Below are 19,884 nucleotides of genomic sequence, written 5' to 3'. Positions count from 1 at the left end.
CATCGCAAATGCTGGAGGTTGTCAATCTAAGCAAATCCTTCGAGCTTCACGTCTCGCAGGCCGGCAAGGTGAACCCGATTCAAGGGCTGTCGTTCGGCATCCGCCAAGGCCGGTTTCTCGGCATCGCCGGTCCGAGCGGCATCGGCAAATCGACGATCCTGAAATGCATCTACCGCACGTACATGCCGAGCTCCGGCGAGATCTGGTACGAGTCCCTGCACGAAGGCCGCGTCGATCTGGCGCTGGCCGACGACCGGCAGATGATCCGGCTCCGCGAACGGGAGCTCGGATACGTATCGCAATTCCTGAAGGTCATTCCGCGCGTGCCGGCGGTCGACGTCGTGGCCGAGCGGCTGCTGCCGTTCGGCTGGTCCCAGGCGGACGCGCGCCGGGAAGCGGAGGCGATGCTGGACGCGCTGCGCATTCCGTGGAAGCTGTGGCAGGCGTTCCCCGCCACCTTCAGCGGCGGCGAGCAGCAGCGGGTCAATCTCGCCCGCGCGTTCATCGTCCGGCCGCGGCTCATGATCCTCGACGAGCCGACCGCGTCGCTCGACCGCGACACGACGGCCGCGGTGGTCGGCATGCTGCAGGGCATGAAGCGCGAAGGCACGACGATGGTCGGGATTTTCCACGACTGGGACGTCATGGAGCAGGTCGCCGACGAGATCGTGGACATCGGCCGCGCCGGCGGCGCGACGGTTCGTCCGGAGCGCGAGGCCGCGGCGGCGCGGACCGAATAGCCGGGTCGGGCCGGCGGCGCCAAGCGGGCGGCAAGCAAGCGAATGAGGAGAGGAGCGAACAAACTATGAAGCGCACGCAACGGATTTGCGGCGGCAACATCGTGACGCCGGACGGCGTCATCCGCGGAGGCACGCTGACGATCGAGGACGACGCGATCGCGGAGGTGCGCTCCGGATCGGGCGGACCGGCGCAGCCGGGGGATATCGACGCCTCGGGCCTGTGGGTGCTGCCGGGCATGATCGATTCGCACAGCGACGCGATCGAACACGAGATTTTTCCCCGTCCGACGAGCTGCCTCCCGATGGATATTTCCTTCTACGAGCTGGAACGGAAGCTGGCGGGGCAGGGCGTGACGACGATTTACCATTCCTTCAGCCTGTGGGGCGACAACCGCAGCAACGAGGCGCGGAAGAACGCCAGCGTGCGCGAGTACGTCCGCAACATCCGCGAGCTGAAGAACGAGAAGCACATGCTGCGGCATAACGTCCACGTCCGGTTCGAAATGACGAACCTGCCGGGCGCGGCCTACGTGGAAGCGTTTCTGGCCAACGGCGAAATCGACCAGCTGTCCTTCATGGACCACACCCCGGGGCAGGGCCAGTACCGGCAGCCGGACGTGCAGGTCAAGTACATCATGGAGAAGCAGAACAAGACCGAGGAGGAAGTGCTCCGCCAGCTGGAGGAACGCAAGAAGTTCCCGAAGGTGGATCCCGCCGAGCTGATGCGGCTCGCGGCTTTGGCCCATGCGCAGGGCATTCCGCTCGCTTCCCACGACGACGATACGATCGAGAAGCTGGACGTCGTCGGCGAATGGGGCGCCACGATCAGCGAATTCCCGATCACGATGGAGGTGGCGGCCGAAGCGAAGCGCCGCGGCCTGCACGTCGTGATGGGCGCGCCGAACGTGCTGCTCGGCCGGTCGCACAGCAACAACCTGTCGGCGCTGGAGGCCATTCAGGCAGGCGTCGTCGACATGCTGTGCTCCGACTACTACCCGCCGTCGCTGCTGCAGTCGGTTTTTCTGCTCCACGGCCTTGGCTACGACCTGCCGTACGCGGTCAATCTGGTCTCCCGCAACCCGGCGATCGCGCTGGGCATCGAAGGTGTGACGGGCTCGCTCGAAGCGGGCAAGGCGGCGGACGTCCTGCTCGTCGGCCTTCACCGCGACCGGCCGATGACCGAGAAGGTGTTCGTCGGGGGCAATCTCGTGTGTCAGATGGCGTATCGCCAAGGCATGGCAGTCTCTTCAAAGTAGGGAAGGAAGTGCTTGAGGATGCATATTGAAGCGATGGGCGTCAGCCTGCTGTCGAACGACCTCGTGAACGCGCCGGAGCGGCTGGAAGCCAAGCTGGCGAAGATCGAGGAGCTGGGGTTTCGGTCGGTCGAAATTCCGATCCAGGGCTTGAACGTGATCGTCAACGGCCGGCTGCTGGAAGCGCGGCTCGAGCGGTACGTCAAGCTGTTCCGGCAATTTTCGCTGCGGGTGACGACGCATGCCCCGTTCGAAATCAATCTGTTCCGCCAAGAGGGGCTGTCCAAGGAACGCCAGGTGCTGCAGGCGTCGATCGAAGTGAGCGGCGCGCTCGGCGCGACCGCGATGGCGTACCACCCCGCCCGTTACGTCGGCGAGGAGGAGCTGCTTTACCGCCATGAGTGGCGGCCGTATGCCGCGGAAACGGAGGAGCGGCTCCTGGAGCAGGAGCGCGAGGAGCTGCGGCTGGCGGGCGATCTGGCCAGGATGCGCGGCGTCCGGATCGGCATGGAGAACATGCGCCCGTACCTCGACTGCCCGTATTACTGTTACGCCGTCCGGCCGACGCGGCTGGCGGAGCAGATGCTGCGGATCGGCCACGGCTCGATCGGCCTGACGCTGGATACGGGCCATCTGCTGCTCGCCGCGCGGATGTACGGCTTCGATCCGCTGGAGGAGCTGGCGGCGATGGCGCCTCACGTGTTCCATCTGCACGTCCACGACAACTTCGGCAAGCCGAATTTCTCCTTGGAGAAGAACCAGTACGACCTCATCCCGCACGGACGGGGCGACATGCACATGCCGATCGGCGAAGGCGAGGTGCCGTTCCGCGAGATCGCGGCGGCGCTGGCGCCGCACTTCCGCGGCACCTTCGTGCATGAACTGCGCGAGGCGTACGAGCCGGCTTGGGCGGAGCTGATCGGCCGGACGGCGTCCCTGCTGCCGCAGGGCTCGGTGCTCGGGGCCGGCGTGCGGGCGCATGCCGACGCGGAAGGAGCGGGCCTATGAGCGGCATGCACGCGATGCCGGAGCGCCGCGCCGGAGCGGCGGATGCCGAAGCCGGGCCACCCGGCAAAGTCGACCTGCACTGCCATACGAACGCGTCGGACAACACGTTCGGCGCGGCGGACGTGGTCCGGCAGGCGGCCGAGGCGGGCGTCGCGGCGCTGGCGATCACGGATCACGACACGACGGCCGCGGTGGAGGAAGCGTCGCGCCTCGGCCGGTCGCTCGGCGTGGAGATCGTGCCCGGCATCGAAATCTCCGCGTACGACTACGAACGGAAGCGGCGGGCGCATATTCTCGGCCTGTTCATCGACCCGGCGCATCCCGCGCTGGCGGCGCTGTGCGATCCGATCGTCGAACGCCGCACGCGGCTGTCGTACGAGATGACGGAGCGCCTCGCGGCCGCCGGCTACGACATCGCGTGGGACGACGTGCTTCGCTACGCGGGGCCGGGCGGCGCCGCGTTCAAGCAGCACATCATGCACGCGCTCGTCGACCGCGGCTACGCGAACCATCTGTTCGGCGAGCTGTACCGCCGGCTGTTCTCCCGCGGGGAGAACGGCGAGCCGGGCATCGCGCACCTGCCGATGCGGTACGTCGACGCGCGCGACGCGATCCGCGCCGTGCTGGACGCCGGCGGCATCCCGGTGCTGGCGCATCCCGGGCAGCTGCGCAATTTCGAGGCGATCCCGGAATGGGTCGACTGCGGCCTGCAGGGCCTTGAGGTGCTGCATCCGTCGCACAGCGAGGAGGATCTGAGCCGCGCGGCGCAGGCGGCGGCCGAATACGGCCTGCTCGTCACCGGCGGCTCGGACTTCCACGGCGGGTACGGCGACGCGCGCTGGCCGCTCGGCAGCATGGACGCCGGCGCCGAGAGCTTGGCGACGCTGCGCGAGCGGGCGCTGCGGAACGCGGGCGCGCGGTAGGGCGGCGAGAGCCGGATGCGCTGTGTGAGCGGAGAAGCGGAGCGTGGCGCGGTGCGCGGGCGGTGATGCGGAGCGCGGAGCGCGCGGTAAAGAGCCGCGCGAGTGGCCGCTGCGGAGCGTGGCGCGGTGCGCGGGCGGTGATGTGGAGCGCAGGCAGCGAAGCGGCGCGCGGCGCGGTGCACGAGCGGGCGGAGAAGCGGAGTGCGGTGCGCGCGGTAAGCGCCGCGGAAGTGATGCCGCGGTAGGGCGGCGGGAGCCGGTCAAGGTCAAGTAAGGTGACCTTGGCCGGCTTTTTGCCGATTGCGGCGATTGGAGTCCGAAAGGTGCGCCGGCAAGGCGCATGCGGCGGCTGATGGGGCAGCTTAGGCGGCGCGCAGTCCCTAGTCAGCCGGTACGACCAGGCCATATTGCCGACTGGCCTCTCGTAAATGCGCCAAAAGATCCGTGAATCCGGACACACGATCCGCTATTTCGCTGAATAGGGTCGTTTTCCCGATTAAGCGGACACCCGATCCGTTATCGCGTGCCAAAGCAGCCCATTTATATTTATTTGAGGCTAATAAGCGCTCCTGAGTCCGCGAATCGCTGGAAATTGATGAATTCGGTAGAATAGCGGATCCTGTGTCCGCTCAAGCCAACCGATGCCCTAAGTTACTTGCTACTGTAGCCCGCGTCCCGTCATTCGCCGCATCACCCTACGCTATTCGCCCCCGAGCCAACCAGTGCCCTGAGTTACTTGCTGCTGTAGTCCGCGTCCCGCCAATCGCCGCGCGCTCCTGCCAATCGGCACCTCGCTTTAGGCCACTCGGCTTCAAGCCAACCAGTACTTCGTGATACTTGCCGCCGCAGCCCGCGCCGCCTGCCGCGTCTCAGCTCGAACACGCATTCTCCGACGTCACACTCCCATCCGCCGCCTTGGCCAATGCCCCTTCCTCACCACTCTCCCGCCACTTTCGCCGCCTCGGGTCACTCGGCCTCAGCTCACCGCCGCATCCGCCGAATCTCCTCCATCAGGATCCGCACACCGTCGTCGATCCGATCCTCGTCCACCCGCGTGATGCTCAGCTTCAGCCGGTTCGGCACGGGGGCGCCCGTCAAGTAATTCGTCGAGAAGTCCTGCAGTGCGAGCTGCCGGCGCTCCAGCCGGCTCAGCAGCGTCGGCATGCGGAGGCGGTCCGGCAGCATCAGATGCGTATGCACGCCGGCATGGACTGGCGGGTGGCGGACGTCGTCCATATCGTTATAGGCGTCGAGCGCCCGGCTCAATCGCTCCATCCGCCGGGCGTAGGAGGCGACGATCTGCTGCCGGCGCCGTTCGAACATGCCGTTTTGCACGTAGAGTTGGAGCGCGGCCTGGGACAGCATGGAGCTGTCGATATCGGCGAGCCGCTTGTGCGCGCAGAACGCGTTCCGGAGCTCGGGCGGCAGGACGGCGGCGCCGAGCCGCAAGCCGGGGAACACGATTTTCGAGAAGCTCCGCAAATAGATCACGCGCGCGGGATTGTAGGCGTGAATCGGATCCGACTTCGCGTCGGTCACGAGGTCGACCAGGTAATCGTCCTCGGCCACGTAGACGCCGTACCGCTCGGCCAGCGCGGCGACGGCGCGCTTCGCGTCTTCCGTGTACGAGGTGCCGAGCGGGTTGTGGAAACGGGGAATCGTATAGAACAGCTTGATCTCCCCCGACCGGAACAGCCGCTCCAGCTCATCCAAGTCGATGCCGCTCGCCGTCCGGGCGATGGCTTGCGCCGGAATGCCCAGCGTCTCCAGCAGCTGGATCATGTTATGGTACGTCGGCTGCTCGATCAGGACCGTCCGGCGGCCGCCCGGAAAGGGCATCGCCGCTAAGATGGACAGCGCCTGCTGCAGCCCGGACGTAATCACGAGCCGGTCCGGCGACGCGAACACCTGGCTGCCGGCCAAATGCTTGACGAGCGCCTGGATGAGCGACGGCAGTCCTTGCGGCGTGCCGTACGCGAACAGCTCGCTGCGGTACATGTCGATGGCTTTGTTCAGGCAGTGCTGGAAGTCGAGATACGGGAACAGCGCGGGATCCGGGGAAGGCGCCGAGAAATCGAGCAGGCCGCGGCCCTGCTCGCGCCCCGCGTCCGGCCGCTTCACGACGGCGTAATAGCCGCTCTGGGGAACGGCGTACGCGAGATGGCGCTTCTCGAGCTCGGCGTACGCCCGGATGACCGTGCTCTTGCTGCAGCCGAACCGTTCGGCCGCCTCCCGGATGGACGGCAGCTTCTGGCCGCCGCGGATCGTGCCGTCGGCCATCCGCGCTTCGAGGTCTTGCATGATTTTGGCGTACGTTCGCATGAGCATGCGCTCCTTTACGCGGATATTGTACCGGTACAGTTCGGGTATTCTTGCCTTGAACGCGGCCGTGCCGTCCCCTACACTTGACGCATAGCCGGCCGGCTTGCACGAGGCGTTCGAGGGGGGAAAGGCATGAGCCGACAGCGATCGATCTATGCGATGGCTTTATTATACGCGCTGATTATCGGATTTTCATTTCTTTGGACGAAACGGGCGATCGCGTACGCGGATCCCATCGACACGATGGCGTTCCGGTTCGCGCTGTCGCTGCTCGCGATGGCGGTTCCCGTCCTGGCGGGCACGGTCAAGCTCGGCATGCGCGCCGCCGATTGGGCGCGGATCGTGCCGGTCGGGCTGCTGTACCCGACGTTGTTTTTCGGCTTTCAGGCGTACGGACTGACGTACGCGACCTCATCGGAAGCGGGCATTATTCAAGCGTCGTCGCCGGTGTTCACGCTGATATTGGCGGCGCTGCTGCTTCGGGAGCGCACGACCGCGGCGCAAAAGCTGGCCGTGCTGTGCTCCGTCGCCGGCGTAGTCTACATCCTCGCTATGGGCGGGCCGTCGGTGCGGGGTGTGAGCGCGGCCGGCGCGGGGCTTCTGCTTGCTTCGACCTTCGCGCTGTCGCTCTACGGCGTGCTCGTCCGCGGACTCCGGGGCCGATTCACGGCCTACCAGCTGAGCTTCGTCATGATGGCGTCGGGCTTCGTCTGCTTCGGCGCCGCGGCTGTCGTCCGGCATGCGTCGGCGGGGACGCTCGGCGGCATGTTCGGGCCGCTCGCGCACGGCGAATTCGTCGCCGCGCTGCTCTATATTGCGCTGCTGTCGTCGGTCGTCTCGTCGCTGCTGTCGAACCGGCTGCTGGCGCGGATCGAAGCATACAAGATGAGCCTGTTCGTCAACCTCGGCACGCTCGTCTCGATCGCCGCGGGCGTCGCGATCGAGCACGACCGGCTCGGTTATTATCACGCGATCGGCGCGCTGCTGATCGTCGGCGGCACGCTCGGGGTTCACGTGCGGGCGAGAACGTCCAATCAGCCCGCGTCCGCATCCAAGGAGGTCGATGTCACATGAAAATTCTAGTAGCGGGCGCAACCGGCGCGATCGGTCGCCAGCTCGTGCCGATGCTCGTCGCGGCCGGCCACGAAACGGTCGGACTGGTCCGCGATCCGAACGCCGCCGCGGCGCTGGCCGAGCAGGGAGCGGACGCCGTCGTCGCGGACGCGTTCGACCGCGACGCGCTGTTCCGGGCCGTGCACGACGCGAAGCCGGATGCGATCATGCATCAGCTGACGGCGCTCGGGACGCGCGATTTCGCGGCCAACGCCCGCATCCGCCGGGAAGGCACGCGCCATCTCGCGGACGCGGCGCTTGCCGCCGGCGTACGGCGCATGATCGTGCAGAGCATCTCGTGGGCGTACGCGCCGGGCGAAGGGCCGGCGGAGGAAGAGGAGCCGCTCGATCTGGATGCGCCGGAGCCGCGGCGGACGACGGTCGCCGGCATCGCGGCGATGGAACGCGCGGCCGCGGAGCTGCCGGAGGCGGTCATCCTCCGGTACGGGCTGTTTTACGGCCCGGGCACGTGGTACGCGCCGGACGGCCTGATGGCGGAGCAGGCGCGGCAAGGCGGGCTGAAAGCGACGGACGGCGTGAGCTCGTTCGTGCACGTCCGGGATGCCGCCCGCGCCGCCGTGCTGGCGCTGCATTGGCCGGCCGGCGCGTACAATATCGCCGACCGCGAGCCGGCGCCGGGCACGGCGTGGCTGCCGTTCTTTGCGGCGGCGGCGGAGGCGCCGGCGCCGGCGTACGAGCCGGGAAGCGCGCGCGGCGAACGCGGCGCGTCGAACGCCAAGGCGCTGCGGCACGGCTGGACGCCGCGGTTCGGCTCGTGGCGCGACGGGTTCGGGGCGCCGGAAGCATGGGGCTGATAGGCGTCAAGCCCCGGCGCGCCGCGCGCGGGGAGCTGAGCGCGGCGCTGAAAGCAAAAGTTGCCGCGAGGCATTGACAAACCGTAACGCCGCGCATCGTTGGGGCGCGCTGCCTTACTGGCCGCTAGTCCCTGCCTTGCAGGCCGAGCCGTGCCCCGCCGGGCGCTGTCCCGCTTGGCCGGGCTATGCCGCGCGAGTCGGAGCGCCGTCTCGTACGGGCGAACCTTTTGGGCGTCGCGGACGCGGATTATAATAGAGAGGCTTAGAGGTTTCAACATGGAGAGGAGCAAGAGAGCATGACAACCCCGATTACGCCCGATAGCCCGAACGGCGCCGCCGGTTCGTACAGTCCGGAGGTGGCCGCGAGCCGGGTGCCGGACCATCCCGTCCATCCGCTTATTCTGAATCGCTGGTCGCCGCGCGCGTATACGGACCGTCCGGTGTCCGACGAGACGCTGCACACGATCCTTGAGGCCGCCCGTTGGGCGCCGTCCTCGGGCAACGGGCAGCCGTGGCGCTTCTACGTCGCACGCACCGGGGCGGAGCACGAGGTGTTCCGCTCGTTCATTTTGCCGGGCAACCGGCTGTGGACCGACAAGGCGCCGGTGCTGCTGCTGCTCGCCTCCGACCGGCTCCGGGAGAACGGCAACCCGAACGGCGCGCACGCGTTCGACGCCGGCGCCGCGTGGGGCATCTTGGCGCTGCAGGCGAACCTGCTCGGCCTGTCGACCCGCGCCATCGGCGGGTTCGACGCGGCCAAAGCGCGCGAGGCGCTCCGCGCGCCGGAGCGGATCGCGCTGCACGCGGTCATCGCGCTCGGCTACCGCGGGGACGCGGCGTCGCTGGACGACACGCTGCGCGAACGCGAGGTGCCGAACGGCCGCAGGCCGCTCGCGGAATCGCTGCTCGCGATTCCGACGGAATGACCGGCTGGCGCTGTTGCGCGCCTGCCTGGAAAAGACTGCCCCGAAAGTCGGGGCGGTCTTTTTATTTGGCGGAAGAAGGTGATGGGGGAACCTACATGGAGCGAAGAACGGAGCGTTTTGGGAGAAGGTGATGGAGTAACCTACATGATGCGTTGAACGGGGAGTTTCGGTAGAAGAAGGTGATGGAGTAACCTACATGATGCGTTGAACGGGGAGTTTCGGTAGAAGAAGGTGATGGAGTAACCTACATGGAGCGGAAAACGGGGGAGTTTCGGTAGAAGAAGGTGAAGGGGGAACCTACATGGAGCGGAGAACGGGGAGTTTCGGTAGAAGCAGGTGATGGAGTAACCTACATGGAGCGGAGAACGAGGAGTTTCGGTAGATAAAGGCGATTGAGTAACCTACATGGAGCGGAAAACGAGGCGTTTTAGTGAAGAAGGTGACGGGGGAACCTACATGGAGCGGAGAACGAGGCGTTTTAGTAGATGAAGGTGACGGGGTAACCTACAAGCTGCGGAAAACGGGGGAGTTTCGGTAGAAGAAGGTGATGGAGTAACCTAACCTACATGGCATTCTGGACGCCACTTCGCGCCGCCACTCCACCTCTTCAGCCTTGACGAGCGCTCCCGTGACGCCGCGCGTCAAATTCGCTCTCGTTCGAAGCTGCCGGCGCTTACGCTCCGTCGCTCCGTCCGAAGCCGCCTCAGCCCGGCGCCGCGGCTGGCGCATACCGCCGCGGCCGCGGCAAAAAAGACGCCGTCTCCGGCGTCTTTTCGCGATCTGCCTTGCCGGCCGGGCCGGCCGCTTGGCGGTTATTTCTTGCCGTTCGCTTTCAGCCACTCGTCCAGCTGCTTCTGCATTTCCGCCGTCTGCTTCTCGACGCCGGCTTTCTTGAGCGCTTCCTGGTACTTCGGCAGCACTTTGGCCGGGTCGACGGCGCCGGTGTTGAGCGCCCTGCCGTACTGCTCGCTGACGGCCGCGATATTGACGGATTCGGTCTTGTACGGCTCCGTGTTGAAGTTGAAGCCGCTCACCTCGGGGCGTTTGGCCGTTTCGTTCAACTGCTTCGTCCGTTCCCACGTGTCCGGCGCCTGGCCTTCCTTCAGGTAGCCGATAAGCACGTTGCCGAACACCCAGCCCTGGTCGCCCTTGTAGCCGCCGTCCTGGTTGATGCGGATCGTGTTGTCGCCGACGACGGTGTAGTGTTTGTCCTGGATGCCGAACGTAATGAGGTTGAAGAGCGTCGGGTCGGTCGACGTGAGCTGCAGGAACTCCAGCGCTTTCTCCGGATTTTTGGACGTGCGGCTGATGGCATTCATCGTCGGGCGGACGCCGGTGAATTCCGGCTCGGAGACGCGGACGTACACGACGTCGTTGTTGCCGAACCGCTTCTTGTCGTCGATCTCGCCGCCGGGCTTCATCGTCGTGTTCCATTCGACGGCGACCTTGCCCGTGTTGAGCAGGGAGACGAGCTGGTCGTCCTTCATCGTCGCGGCGTCCTTGTAAATGTAGCCCGACGTGTACCAGCGGCGCATCGTGTCGAGGAACGTTTTGTACTCCGGCTTATCCACGGTGTCGACGATCTTGTAATCCGGGTCGCCGAGCTTGTAGCCTTGGGCGGCGTAGCCGTATTGGCGGCCGAAATCGAACATGTTGCTCGTGGTCGCGATCGGGATGATGTCCGGCTCGTTGTCGTGGATCGTCTTCAGGACGGGCTCGATGTCCATTTGCGACTTGATGCCGTTCACGTCGATGTTGTATTTGTCGATGAACCGCTTCTGGATGGCGAAGCCTTCGGCCTTGGCCGCGATCTGCATGTTCGGCACGCCGTAAATCTTGCCGTCGACGCGGGTGTCGTCCCATGCCACCTGCGGGATCGCGTCCTTCAGGGCCGGCGTTTTGGCCAGCAGGTCGTCGAGCGGGAGGAGGGCGCCTTTGGCCACTTTATTGTCGTAATCGCCGCCGCCCCAGTTGGAGGTCCACAGAATGTCGAAGCTTTCGTTGGCTGCGAGCATCGTGTTGATTTTATCTTTGTAGCCGGCCTCCATGACCGGCTTCAGCTTGACCGTGGCGTTGATTTTCGGCTTGATGTACGCGTTGATCGCGTCTTCGACCGCTTGCTGGTCCGCGGGCATGTCGTAGACGATGTAATAGTACGTCAGCTCGGCGGGTGCCTCGTCGGTCTTGGCCGGCTCGTTCGCCGGTTCGTTCGTCGCGGTCTCGTCCGGCTTGTTCGCGTCGGCCGGGGCGTTATTGCCCGTATTGCCTGCCGCCGCCGCGCCATCGTTTTTGCCGCTGCCGCCGTTATTGCTGCCGCAAGCGCTTGCAAGCAGGAGAAGAATCAGGCTGGCCAGCATAAGCGGGATCAAGGCTGTTTTCCGCAGTTTCATGGGATGGACCTCCTCGGTAAGGGTTGGTTGAAGCTATTTCAACCTAATGCCGGCTTCTCGATTACTTCCACGTAACCCCCCTTTTTTCCTATCGCCCGGCACTAGACTTGAAAACGCGCATGCGTCCGGCGTCAGCCCTTCAGCGAGCCGACGGTGAGCCCTTTGACGAAATACTTCTGGAAGAACGGGAAGATGCACACCATCGGGCCCCCGGCCAGGATCGCCATGGCCATCCGCGCGGACAGCGTCGGGAATTTGCTCGTGTCGAGGCCGAACTGGCTGATGAAATCGCTGTTGCTCGTCAGAAATTCCAGCTTCTGCATCATGCGGACGAGGAGCAGCTGAATCGGAATGAGCTTCTCGTTGTCGATGTAGAGCAGGGCCGGAAACCACGAATTCCAAAAGCCGAACGACAGGAACAGGCCGAGCGTCGCGAGCGCCGGGGTCGACAGGGGCAGGACGATCGTGAAGAAAATGCGGATTTCCCGCGCGCCGTCGATTTTGGCGGACTCGATGATTTCGAACGGCATTTTGGACAGGAAGCCCTTCATGACCATGATGTAGAACGGCGAGACGAGCGACGGCAGGATGAGGCACCAGATCGTGTTGTCGAGATGCAGGTATTGCTTGATCAAAATGTACGAAGGCACGAGCCCGCCGTTGAACAGCATCGTAAAGAAGACGAAGAACGACGCGGGCGTCCGGTAGCGGAAATCGCGGCGCGAGGTGACGTAGCCGAGCATGGCCGTGACGAGCAGCGACAGCACGGTGCCGATGACCGTGGTCAGGATGGTGACGCCGTAGGCGCGGAACAGCACGAGCGGCGCTTCGAAAATATACCGGTACGCTTTCGCCGTCACGTCCCGCGGGAAGAACTGGTAGCCGTGCTCGACGATCGACGTCTCCTCGGTGAACGAGATGGAGATGACGAGGACGAACGGCAGGATCATGGCGAGCGTGATGCAGACGAACAGCAGATGCGACAGCAGGTTGACGAGGGAAAACGGTGCTCTTCGCGCGCCGGTTGCCCGGACGTCGGCGGATTCCGCGGCGTCGGCGGCGAGCGCTTGCGGCGTCGTGTTCATGGGGCAGGAAGCTCCTTTCTAAAAAAGCGAATTCTCGTCGTTGATCTTGCGGACGACGAAGTTGGCGGCGACGACGAGCACGAGGCCGACGACGGATTGGTACAGCCCGATGGCGGTCGACATGCCGATGTCGCCGTTCACCCGGAGCGCGCGGTAGACGTACGTATCGATGATGTCGGTCGTCGGATACGTCATGCCGGCGTCGTTCGGGATGAAGTAGTGCAAGCCGAAGTCGCCGACGAAAATATGCCCGATGCTCAGGATCAGCAGCACCGTGATCAGGGTGGAAAGCAGCGGCAGCGTGATCCGCGTCGCCATCTGCCAGCGGGACGCGCCGTCGATGCGCGCGGCTTCGTAGTACTCCTGGTTGATGCCCATGATGCCGGCGAAATAGACGAGCGTGGAGAACCCGACGTTCTTCCATAAGTAGGCAGAGATGAGGATGTACGGCCAGGGCGCGGTCTCGAGGTACCACATGTGCGCGGGCAGCCCGAGCGTCTCCAGCGCTTTGTTCAGGAAGCCGTTCTGCGTGTCGAGCAGCGCGAGCGCCAAGTAGCTGACGACGACCCAGGAGAGGCAGTACGGGATGAACATCGCCGTCTGGTGGATGCGAAGCCACCGCTTGCCCATCTCGTTCATCAGGATCGCGAGCAGCAGGGCGATGACCGTCGTCAGGATCATGTACGTCAGCCCGTACGCGACCGTGTTGCGGGTAATCAGCGTCGCCGTGTCCGAGACGAAGAAAAACTCGAAATTGCGGAAGCCGACCCACGGGCTCTTCCACAAGCCCAGGTCGTAACGGAAGTCCTTGAACGCGAGGACGACGCCGAACATCGGCAGGTACGCGAAGACGAGGACGAGGAGCGCCCCGGGCAGCAGCAGGAGGAGCAGCTCCGAGTTCTTTTTCAGGTAGTGCCATTCCGATCGGGATTTGCGCGGTTTGATCATGCCATTGACCTCCGGGGAAATACTGGACGGTGTCCGTGGCCCCATCATGGCATCGGCGCGGCTGTGCCGGCAACTGTGCGAACGTTCACTTCGTTTGCGGGGAACTATGTTTTTTGCGATTGACTGTGGGGGAGGGAGCGGAGGGCGGCAATTGGGAAGGGAGCGGCTGTGGTGAAGGGCGGAGTGCTAATTTCGACTGGGCTTCCGGCTGCGGGGCATTGGCGGATTGGCGGTGGGAGCAGGAGATGAGCCGGGCAGCTTCGTCTCGTCGCCGGTGCCACGGACAGTGGCTGTTATGACTAACTAGTCTGGCGCGCGGAACTTCGGCCTTGGCTTTAGGGGCCGGCGGATTCCGAAACGGAACAAGGGCGAGCCGCGCGCGGGGAGGCGGAGGGAGAGCAGGGGTGCCGCCGGCGTGTCGGGCCTTCTTTCTACTAACGTGCACTTCGCGCTAAGCTTCCGCCGTAGCTTAGGCGTTCCGAATCTAGGCGAACCGACTCTAGGCGAAACGGGGCATTGGCGCATACGGGACGAGGTGGCGAAAACGTAAGCCGGCGCAAGAGCGGTACGAGGTGCGGTACATGGAGGGGAAAGCTGCGAATTGGGTGAAAGAGCGGTACGAGGTACGGTACATGGCGGCGAAAGCTGCAATTTTGATGAAAGAGCGGTATGAGGTGCCGTACATGGAGAGAAAAGCTGCGAATTGGATAAAAGAGCGGTATGAGGTGCGGTACATGGCGGCGAAAGCTGCAATTTTGGTGAAAGAGCGGTACGAGGTGCCGTACATGGAGAGAAAAGCTGCGAATTGGATAAAAGAGCGGTATGAGGTGCGGTACATGGCAGCGAAAGCTGAGAATTGGGTGAAACAGCGGTATGTGGTACGGTACATGGCGGCGAAAGCTGCGACTTGGATGAAAGAGCGGTACGAGGTGCCGTACATGGAGAGAAAAGCTGCGAATTGGATAAAAGAGCGGTATGAGGTGCGGTACATGGCAGCGAAAGCTGAGAATTGGGTGAAACAGCGGTATGTGGTACGGTACATGGCGGCGAAAGCTGCGACTTGGATGAAAGAGCGGTACGTGGTACCGTACATGGAGAGAAAAGCTGCGAATTGGATAAAAGAGCGGTACGAGGTGCGGTACATGCGCCTCCAGCAACCTACATGGACCGAATAGCCGCGGAATCTGAGCAAGAAGGTGACCCGGTCACCTACATGGTCCGAATAGCCGGGGGTTAGGCGCAAGAAGGTAGTCTGGTCACCTACATGGACCGAATAGCCGGGGCGTTAGGCGCAAGAAGGTAGTCTGGTCACCTACATGGACCGAATAGCCGCGGAATCCGAGCAAGAAGGTGACCCAGTCACCTACATGGACCGAATAGCCGCGGAATCCGGAGCAAGAAGGTGACCCAGTCACCTACACGGCCCGCTCACCACCGTACCGGCGCGCCGAAAGGCTTTGTGTGCCGGCAGCGAAACGGCCGCATGCGGAGCCCCGGCACCCGCTACAGCGCAGCGTTCACCATCCCGGCCCGCCCCAATGGCTCCGCGCCGCCGCGCGCGAAGCCCCGCAACTCCGCCAGCCCCCGCAACTCCGCCCCCGCAAACTACCCGATATTGCTCTTCAACCGGTATTCCTTCGGCGTCACGCCGTACTTCTTCTTGAACAGCTTGAAGAAGGTGCTCTCGTTCACGTAGCCGACCAGCTCCATAATCTCTTTGATGCTGAAGCTCTTGGTCTCCAAATATTCGCGGGCCCGGGTCAGCCGGACTTCGTTCAGGTATTCGCCGACCGACACCAGCTCGCTCTGCTTGAAGATCCGCCCGACGTAGGCGGACGTCATTTTCAGCGTGGCGGAGATGCCCTGCAGGCTCAAATTCATGTCCGCGTACCGCGTCTCGATGATGTCCTTGATCGCCTCGATCAAGGCTCCGTTCGTATCCTGCTCCGCCCCGCGCCGCTTCTCGTGCAGCTCGCGGAGCGTCGCGCACACCAGCTCCGAAATGTCCGCCAACGTCTCTTGATCCAGCACCTGCCGGCTCAGCGTGCTGAGATCGATCGGCAGCGAAGCAATCCGGTTCTGGTTGATCTCCCGGATCGTCGTCTTGATGACGTCCACCACGTGCAGCACGCCGTGGACGATATGGTCGTAATGGCAGTCGCGCAGCGTCGCGAGCAGCTGCGCCGCGGCCGCCTCCATCGCCGCCAGATCGTTCGTCCTGATCGCCTCGGTCAGCTTCTTCTCCGTCTCGGAGGAGACGGCGGACTCCGCGTGCGCGACGTTCGACCGCACGAGGTCCGGCGTGATGAGCGACTGCCGGCCGAACAGGATTTTGTACATCGCGTAATGCTGCGCGTCGGCGTACCGTTCCGCGATGGCCTCGTGGCTGCGGGAAATCATGCTGAACGAAAGCGAGAGCGACAGCTTGTAGTAGGCCAGCATAATATCCTGCAGCCGGCGAAGCTGCTCCGGAAGCTCGGGCAGCTCCGAACCGAGCGCCCCGCCGCTCAGCAGCAGGACGAGGTGATCGCCGCGCACGTCGACCGTCTCGCAGGAGATCGCGAGCGGCGCCACTATTTCCCCGGCAATATTCGACGTGGCGAAGGCGTACAGCTTCCGCTCCGCTTCGGTCGTGCGGGAGAGAAGGGCGGTATAGTCGTCGATTTTGGCCACGACGACGAGATAGGGTCCGGCCGGGTCGACGCGAAGGCCGTATTTGGCGATGCAGCTCTCGAACTGGTGACGGCTGAACGAGCCGCTGCCGGTCAGCATGCTCCGCAGGTAGGAGTGGCGCACGATCTCCTGCTGCTTATCCTGCTCGTCGGTGACGACGCTCAGCTTCTCGGCCATCCGTCCGTAGGCGCTGCCGACGTACGCCAGCTCGTCGCGGATCGGCTCCGGCGCGTCCGGAACGACGCCGCCATGGCGATTCACGCGGGAGAGAAGCGCTTCGATCGGCCGGTACAGCTTGTGCGCGAGCGCGAAGGAGCCGGCGATGCCGAGCACGAGGAAGACGGCGATGACGATCGCGAACGTTTCGCGCATTTGGGAGATGCCGCCGAGCACCGCGTCGTACGGCTGCACGCCGATCACCTTCCAGCCCGCGACGCCCATTTGCATATAGCTGACGATCGATTCGCCCGTGCCTTGGAACCGGTGCGAGAAGAAGCCGAAGCTTTCGTCGCGGCCGGACGCGTCGCTGCCGAGGGCGAGGCTGAGATCGTTCAGCTGCGGCAGGTTCTGCTCGTCGCCGGAGAGGATGAAGCGGCCGTCTTTGTCCATCAGGAAAATGCCGGATTCGTCCGGGGCGGCGAAGCCGTTGACGACCTTCAGGTTGTCGAACACCCACTGCGGCTTGACGTTCAGCACGATCGCGCTCTCGTTGTCGTTCATGCTCGTGAACGATTCGTAGATGACGACGGAGAAGAAGTCGACCGCGTTGGGGCGGCCGCTGAAATTCATCGGGAGGAGCTGCAGCTGCGGCAGCTTCTCGGGCCGTTTGATCATGTCGACGAGCCGGCCGGTCATGTAGCTGTCCGCCATGCGGTCCGCGAGCGGCCCGAGCGCGTACGTTTTGCCGCTGTGCCCGTTATAGACGAGGATGGAATGCAGGAACGCCTGCGAATCCATCGCCTTGTTCAATTGGTTGATGGAGTAGATGACGTCGATGTCGTCCTGCGCCGAGGTGGACATGAGCGGAAAATAAAACCGCTCGTCGTTGTAGAGCGACAGCGCCAAATTGTTGACGATCTCCTGCATGAAGGTGAGGTTGTGGTTGATCTGGCTCATGACCTTCCGGTTGGCGTCCTGCTGCATCTGCAGCACGCGATGCTCCGCGCCGTAATGGAGGACGGCCGAGGAAAGCGACAGCAGGAGGACCAGCAGCACCGTCATGGACAGCAGCATCCGCAGCAGGTACCGTTTGGATTTGTAGAAATGCAGCATTTTCATATTCGGTCGCTCCTCCTAGCCTCGCGCGGCGATGGTTGATTTCAGCATGGCATAGGCCGCGAAGCTTTGCCACTGTGATTTTTGCGAATCCCTGCGCAGGAAATGCCGAAATTCACAGCCGCCGCCGCAGTCATGCCCAAACCGGGCAGTAGGCAAAGCCGCGGCCGCGAGGCATGCTCTTCTTAGCCTGGAAGGGAGCTGACGAGCGTGGAAGAAGCCGGGACATTGACGATGGAATTCTATGTAAGCCAGAAGGAGGCGGATGGTGTAACTGGTGCAGAGGCGGATCGGAGCGCCTCGGAACGGGACGGCTCGCGCGAACGGCCGTGGCGGGATCTCGCGCAGGCGAGGGACGGCGTCCGCCGGGCAAGGGCGGCGGGCTTCGCCGGACCGGTCACCGTGTGGCTCGGAGACGGGCGGTACGGCCTGGACGAGCCGCTCCGCTTCGACGCGCGGGATTCCGGCTGCGGCGAGACGGCCCCGACGACGTACGCGGCCGAGCCCGGGGCCAAGCCGATCCTGACCGGAGGCCGGAGGCTGACGGCATGGGAGCAAGCCGGCGGAGGCGTGTACCGGTGTTTCATCGGCTCGGAGACGCTGCGGCGCCGCGGCTATACGCTGTTCGAGAACGGCGTGCGCGCGGACGAAGCGCGCAGCCCGAAACGGGGCTACCACGCCGCGGCGGGGAAGGCGGACGGCGACGCCCGGTTCGGCTTTCGGTTCGCGCGGGGCGACGTGCCCCGGATCGCGGACCCCGGGAACGGCGGGCTGAAGGTGTTCATCTGGCCGGGAGAGGGCGAATGGAATTGGTTCACGGAGACGAAGCCCGTCGCGTCCGTCGATTGGGAGGCCGGGACGATCGCGTTTCGCGAGCCCGCGCCCTGGGGTATCGACCAAGGCTCGCGGTACCGGGTGCAGGGCGCGCGGGAGCTGCTGACGGAGCCGGGGGAATACGTCCGCGACGAGCGCGAGGGCTGGCTGTATTACATGCCAAGGTCGCTGCCGATCGAGGAGCAGGAGATCGTGCTGCCGGTCGTGAAGCGGGTGCTCGACGTCGACGGCGGCGGTTCCGGTCCGGATGCCCCGTCCGGCGAGGGCATCGTGCGCGACCTGGCGTTCCGCGGACTGACGGTCGAGCTGTCGGACTTCCTGCCCGCGTACCGGATGCCGGAAGCGAACCGTGAGCGCGAGGAAGCGCGGGAAGCGCTCGTGCGGATCGAGAACGCGGAGCGGATCACGATCGCGGACTGCGTCCTTCGCCATGGGGGCGTAAGCGGCGTACTGCTGAACGGACATTGCCGGAACGCGCGAATTTTGAACAACGTGGTCGAGCACGTGGGCCAGAACGGGATTTACGCCGTCGGCTTCGCGCCGGGCGAGGGCGCGTTCGGCAGCGCCGCGGAATCGGACGTCAACAACGGCCACGTCATCGCCGGCAACGCGATACGCGCCGGGGGCGAGCTGATCGGGCACGGCAGCGGCATCCAGCTGTACCAGAGCGGCGGCTGCGCGATCGAACGGAACGTCATAGCCGGCATGCCGCGCTACGGCATTTCGCTGAAGGGGCGGCGCTTCAAGGCGATGGAGCCGGCCTATTACGGGACGGAGGTCACGTGGGAAAACCATTGGGCGTTCCTCCATGCCCGAAACAACCTGATCGCGGGCAACGACATCTCGGACGTGATGACGGACAGCCAGGACGGCGGCATGTTCGAGGCTTGGGGGCCGGGACTCGGCAACCGGCTCGTCGGCAACCGGTTCCACGACAGCGGCATTCATTTCTCGGTCGGCTACGCGATCTATTTGGACGACGCCGCGGACGGCTTTCTCGTCTCCCGCAACGTGGTGCATGACTTGTACGGCGCGGGCAAGGGCTCGCTCTGGTTCGTCGTGTTCGCGAAGGGGATCGGCAACGTCGTGGAGAACAACCTGTTCGTCCGCAACGGGGCCAAGGCGGCGTTCGGCACGCAGGAGATGGCGGGCGAGCCGAACCGCGGGCTGACGTTCCGCCGCAATGCCGTCATCGATTCCGGCGAGCAGCTGTATCACTTCATTAATTGGTCGGACGACCGGCTGAAGGAGGCGGACTTCAATCTCTTTTACCGCTCCGGCGGGGAGGCGCCGACGGTCACCGGCTTTCGCGGCGGGGATACGTACGGCAAGCAGCCTATTCCCTGGGAGGAATGGCGGGCGCTGCTCGGCGGGCGCTTCGACGTTCATACCGCGATCGCGCCGCCGCTGCTGGAAGAGCCGGAACGGGGACGCTTCCGGTTCCGGCCGGAGGCGCCGGTCTGGGCGCTCGGCTGGCGGCCGCTGGAGGCCCGCGGGGACGAGGATGGGAACGAAGATGGGAACGAGGCAGGCAATCCCTAATCGGCGCTAGCAAAACGGCCGTTCGGGGGAGGCCCGA

At 64.6% G+C, this 19,884-nt stretch carries 14 protein-coding genes; 9 read left to right on the top strand and 5 right to left on the bottom strand.

Features of this window, described 5'->3' with window-relative positions; translation table 11 throughout:
• Nucleotides 1–8 precede the first annotated feature (8 nt).
• From phnL to I8J29_RS16780, 4 genes are all read left to right on the top strand, one after another.
• Nucleotides 9–740 (top strand): phosphonate C-P lyase system protein PhnL, encoded by a 732-nt coding sequence (gene phnL / locus I8J29_RS16795; RefSeq protein ID WP_208848693.1) that lies wholly within the window; start codon nt 9–11, stop codon nt 738–740.
• 65 nt (nt 741–805) lie between these two features.
• On the top strand, nt 806–1,996 hold the full coding sequence (locus I8J29_RS16790; protein WP_208848692.1) for an alpha-D-ribose 1-methylphosphonate 5-triphosphate diphosphatase: 1,191 nt from the start codon (nt 806–808) through the stop codon (nt 1,994–1,996).
• Between the two features lie 18 nt (nt 1,997–2,014).
• Nucleotides 2,015–3,001: a sugar phosphate isomerase/epimerase family protein gene (locus I8J29_RS16785; protein ID WP_208848691.1), complete on the top strand. Its 987-nt coding sequence runs from the start codon at nt 2,015–2,017 to the stop codon at nt 2,999–3,001.
• Nucleotides 2,998–3,924, top strand: a complete 927-nt coding sequence (locus I8J29_RS16780) for a PHP domain-containing protein (protein WP_338113195.1) — start codon at nt 2,998–3,000, stop codon at nt 3,922–3,924. Before I8J29_RS16785 ends, I8J29_RS16780 begins: the two co-directional genes overlap by 4 nt.
• A gap of 981 nt (nt 3,925–4,905) precedes the next feature.
• Here I8J29_RS16780 and I8J29_RS16775 read toward each other — a convergent pair.
• Nucleotides 4,906–6,246, bottom strand: a complete 1,341-nt coding sequence (locus tag I8J29_RS16775; protein WP_208848690.1) for an aminotransferase-like domain-containing protein — start codon at nt 6,244–6,246, stop codon at nt 4,906–4,908.
• A gap of 132 nt (nt 6,247–6,378) precedes the next feature.
• Between I8J29_RS16775 and I8J29_RS16770 the strand changes: the two genes are divergently transcribed.
• The 3 genes from I8J29_RS16770 (at nt 6,379) to I8J29_RS16760 (ending at nt 9,100) form a co-directional block, all read left to right on the top strand.
• Entirely contained in the window at nt 6,379–7,320 is a 942-nt protein-coding gene (locus I8J29_RS16770) for a DMT family transporter (RefSeq protein ID WP_208848689.1), read from the top strand.
• Nucleotides 7,317–8,174 carry an NAD-dependent epimerase/dehydratase family protein gene (locus I8J29_RS16765; RefSeq protein WP_208848688.1) on the top strand — a complete coding sequence of 286 codons (858 nt, stop codon included), beginning with the start codon at nt 7,317–7,319 and terminating at the stop codon, nt 8,172–8,174. The genes I8J29_RS16770 and I8J29_RS16765 overlap by 4 nt, the downstream gene beginning before the upstream one ends.
• A 296-nt stretch (nt 8,175–8,470) precedes the next feature.
• The gene (locus I8J29_RS16760) at nt 8,471–9,100 is read left to right on the top strand and encodes a nitroreductase family protein (protein ID WP_208848687.1); all 630 of its coding nucleotides are present in this window, start codon (nt 8,471–8,473) and stop codon (nt 9,098–9,100) included.
• An 812-nt stretch (nt 9,101–9,912) separates the two neighbouring features.
• Here I8J29_RS16760 and I8J29_RS16755 read toward each other — a convergent pair.
• The 3 genes from I8J29_RS16755 to I8J29_RS16745 all read right to left on the bottom strand — a co-directional run bounded on the left by I8J29_RS16755 (nt 9,913) and on the right by I8J29_RS16745 (nt 13,523).
• On the bottom strand, nt 9,913–11,490 hold the full coding sequence (locus tag I8J29_RS16755; RefSeq protein WP_208848686.1) for an ABC transporter substrate-binding protein: 1,578 nt from the start codon (nt 11,488–11,490) through the stop codon (nt 9,913–9,915).
• A 131-nt stretch (nt 11,491–11,621) separates the two neighbouring features.
• Nucleotides 11,622–12,575 (bottom strand): carbohydrate ABC transporter permease, encoded by a 954-nt coding sequence (locus I8J29_RS16750; RefSeq protein ID WP_090640415.1) that lies wholly within the window; start codon nt 12,573–12,575, stop codon nt 11,622–11,624.
• Between the two features lie 18 nt (nt 12,576–12,593).
• The gene (locus I8J29_RS16745) at nt 12,594–13,523 is read right to left on the bottom strand and encodes an ABC transporter permease (protein ID WP_090640417.1); all 930 of its coding nucleotides are present in this window, start codon (nt 13,521–13,523) and stop codon (nt 12,594–12,596) included.
• Nucleotides 13,524–14,104: 581 nt separating this feature from the next.
• On the opposite strand from I8J29_RS16745, the gene I8J29_RS16740 reads away from it, so the two are divergent.
• Complete coding sequence (locus tag I8J29_RS16740; protein ID WP_208848685.1) at nt 14,105–14,698, top strand: hypothetical protein; 594 nt, start codon at nt 14,105–14,107, stop codon at nt 14,696–14,698.
• Between the two features lie 430 nt (nt 14,699–15,128).
• Here I8J29_RS16740 and I8J29_RS16735 read toward each other — a convergent pair whose 3' ends face one another.
• Entirely contained in the window at nt 15,129–17,474 is a 2,346-nt protein-coding gene (locus tag I8J29_RS16735; RefSeq protein WP_208848684.1) for a helix-turn-helix domain-containing protein, read from the bottom strand.
• A 207-nt stretch (nt 17,475–17,681) separates the two neighbouring features.
• Here I8J29_RS16735 and I8J29_RS34495 point away from each other — a divergent pair, with 207 nt between their 5' ends.
• Entirely contained in the window at nt 17,682–19,847 is a 2,166-nt protein-coding gene (locus I8J29_RS34495) for a right-handed parallel beta-helix repeat-containing protein (RefSeq protein WP_208848683.1), read from the top strand.
• Nucleotides 19,848–19,884 lie beyond the last annotated feature (37 nt).

It is taken from the genome of Paenibacillus artemisiicola (assembly GCF_017652985.1).
Taxonomy (GTDB): Bacteria; Bacillota; Bacilli; order Paenibacillales; family Paenibacillaceae; genus Paenibacillus_Z; species Paenibacillus_Z artemisiicola.
The sequence above is the reverse complement of the archived record's forward strand: the minus strand, read 5'-3'. Positions and strand labels throughout refer to the sequence as shown.

Excerpts from the sequence above, each read along its gene's own strand:
- I8J29_RS16735 (WP_208848684.1), bottom strand. The coding sequence starts at position 17,474 with ATGAAAATGCTGCATTTCTACAAATCCAAACGGTACCTGCTGCGGATG.
- I8J29_RS16755 (WP_208848686.1), bottom strand. The coding sequence starts at position 11,490 with ATGAAACTGCGGAAAACAGCCTTGATCCCGCTTATGCTGGCCAGCCTG.
- phnL (WP_208848693.1), top strand. The coding sequence starts at position 9 with ATGCTGGAGGTTGTCAATCTAAGCAAATCCTTCGAGCTTCACGTCTCG.
- I8J29_RS16745 (WP_090640417.1), bottom strand. The coding sequence starts at position 13,523 with ATGATCAAACCGCGCAAATCCCGATCGGAATGGCACTACCTGAAAAAG.
- I8J29_RS16780 (WP_338113195.1), top strand. The coding sequence starts at position 2,998 with ATGAGCGGCATGCACGCGATGCCGGAGCGCCGCGCCGGAGCGGCGGAT.
- I8J29_RS16750 (WP_090640415.1), bottom strand. The coding sequence starts at position 12,575 with ATGAACACGACGCCGCAAGCGCTCGCCGCCGACGCCGCGGAATCCGCC.
- I8J29_RS16740 (WP_208848685.1), top strand. The coding sequence starts at position 14,105 with ATGGAGGGGAAAGCTGCGAATTGGGTGAAAGAGCGGTACGAGGTACGG.
- I8J29_RS16790 (WP_208848692.1), top strand. The coding sequence starts at position 806 with ATGAAGCGCACGCAACGGATTTGCGGCGGCAACATCGTGACGCCGGAC.
- I8J29_RS16775 (WP_208848690.1), bottom strand. The coding sequence starts at position 6,246 with ATGCGAACGTACGCCAAAATCATGCAAGACCTCGAAGCGCGGATGGCC.
- I8J29_RS16785 (WP_208848691.1), top strand. The coding sequence starts at position 2,015 with ATGCATATTGAAGCGATGGGCGTCAGCCTGCTGTCGAACGACCTCGTG.
- I8J29_RS16765 (WP_208848688.1), top strand. The coding sequence starts at position 7,317 with ATGAAAATTCTAGTAGCGGGCGCAACCGGCGCGATCGGTCGCCAGCTC.
- I8J29_RS16760 (WP_208848687.1), top strand. The coding sequence starts at position 8,471 with ATGACAACCCCGATTACGCCCGATAGCCCGAACGGCGCCGCCGGTTCG.
- I8J29_RS16770 (WP_208848689.1), top strand. The coding sequence starts at position 6,379 with ATGAGCCGACAGCGATCGATCTATGCGATGGCTTTATTATACGCGCTG.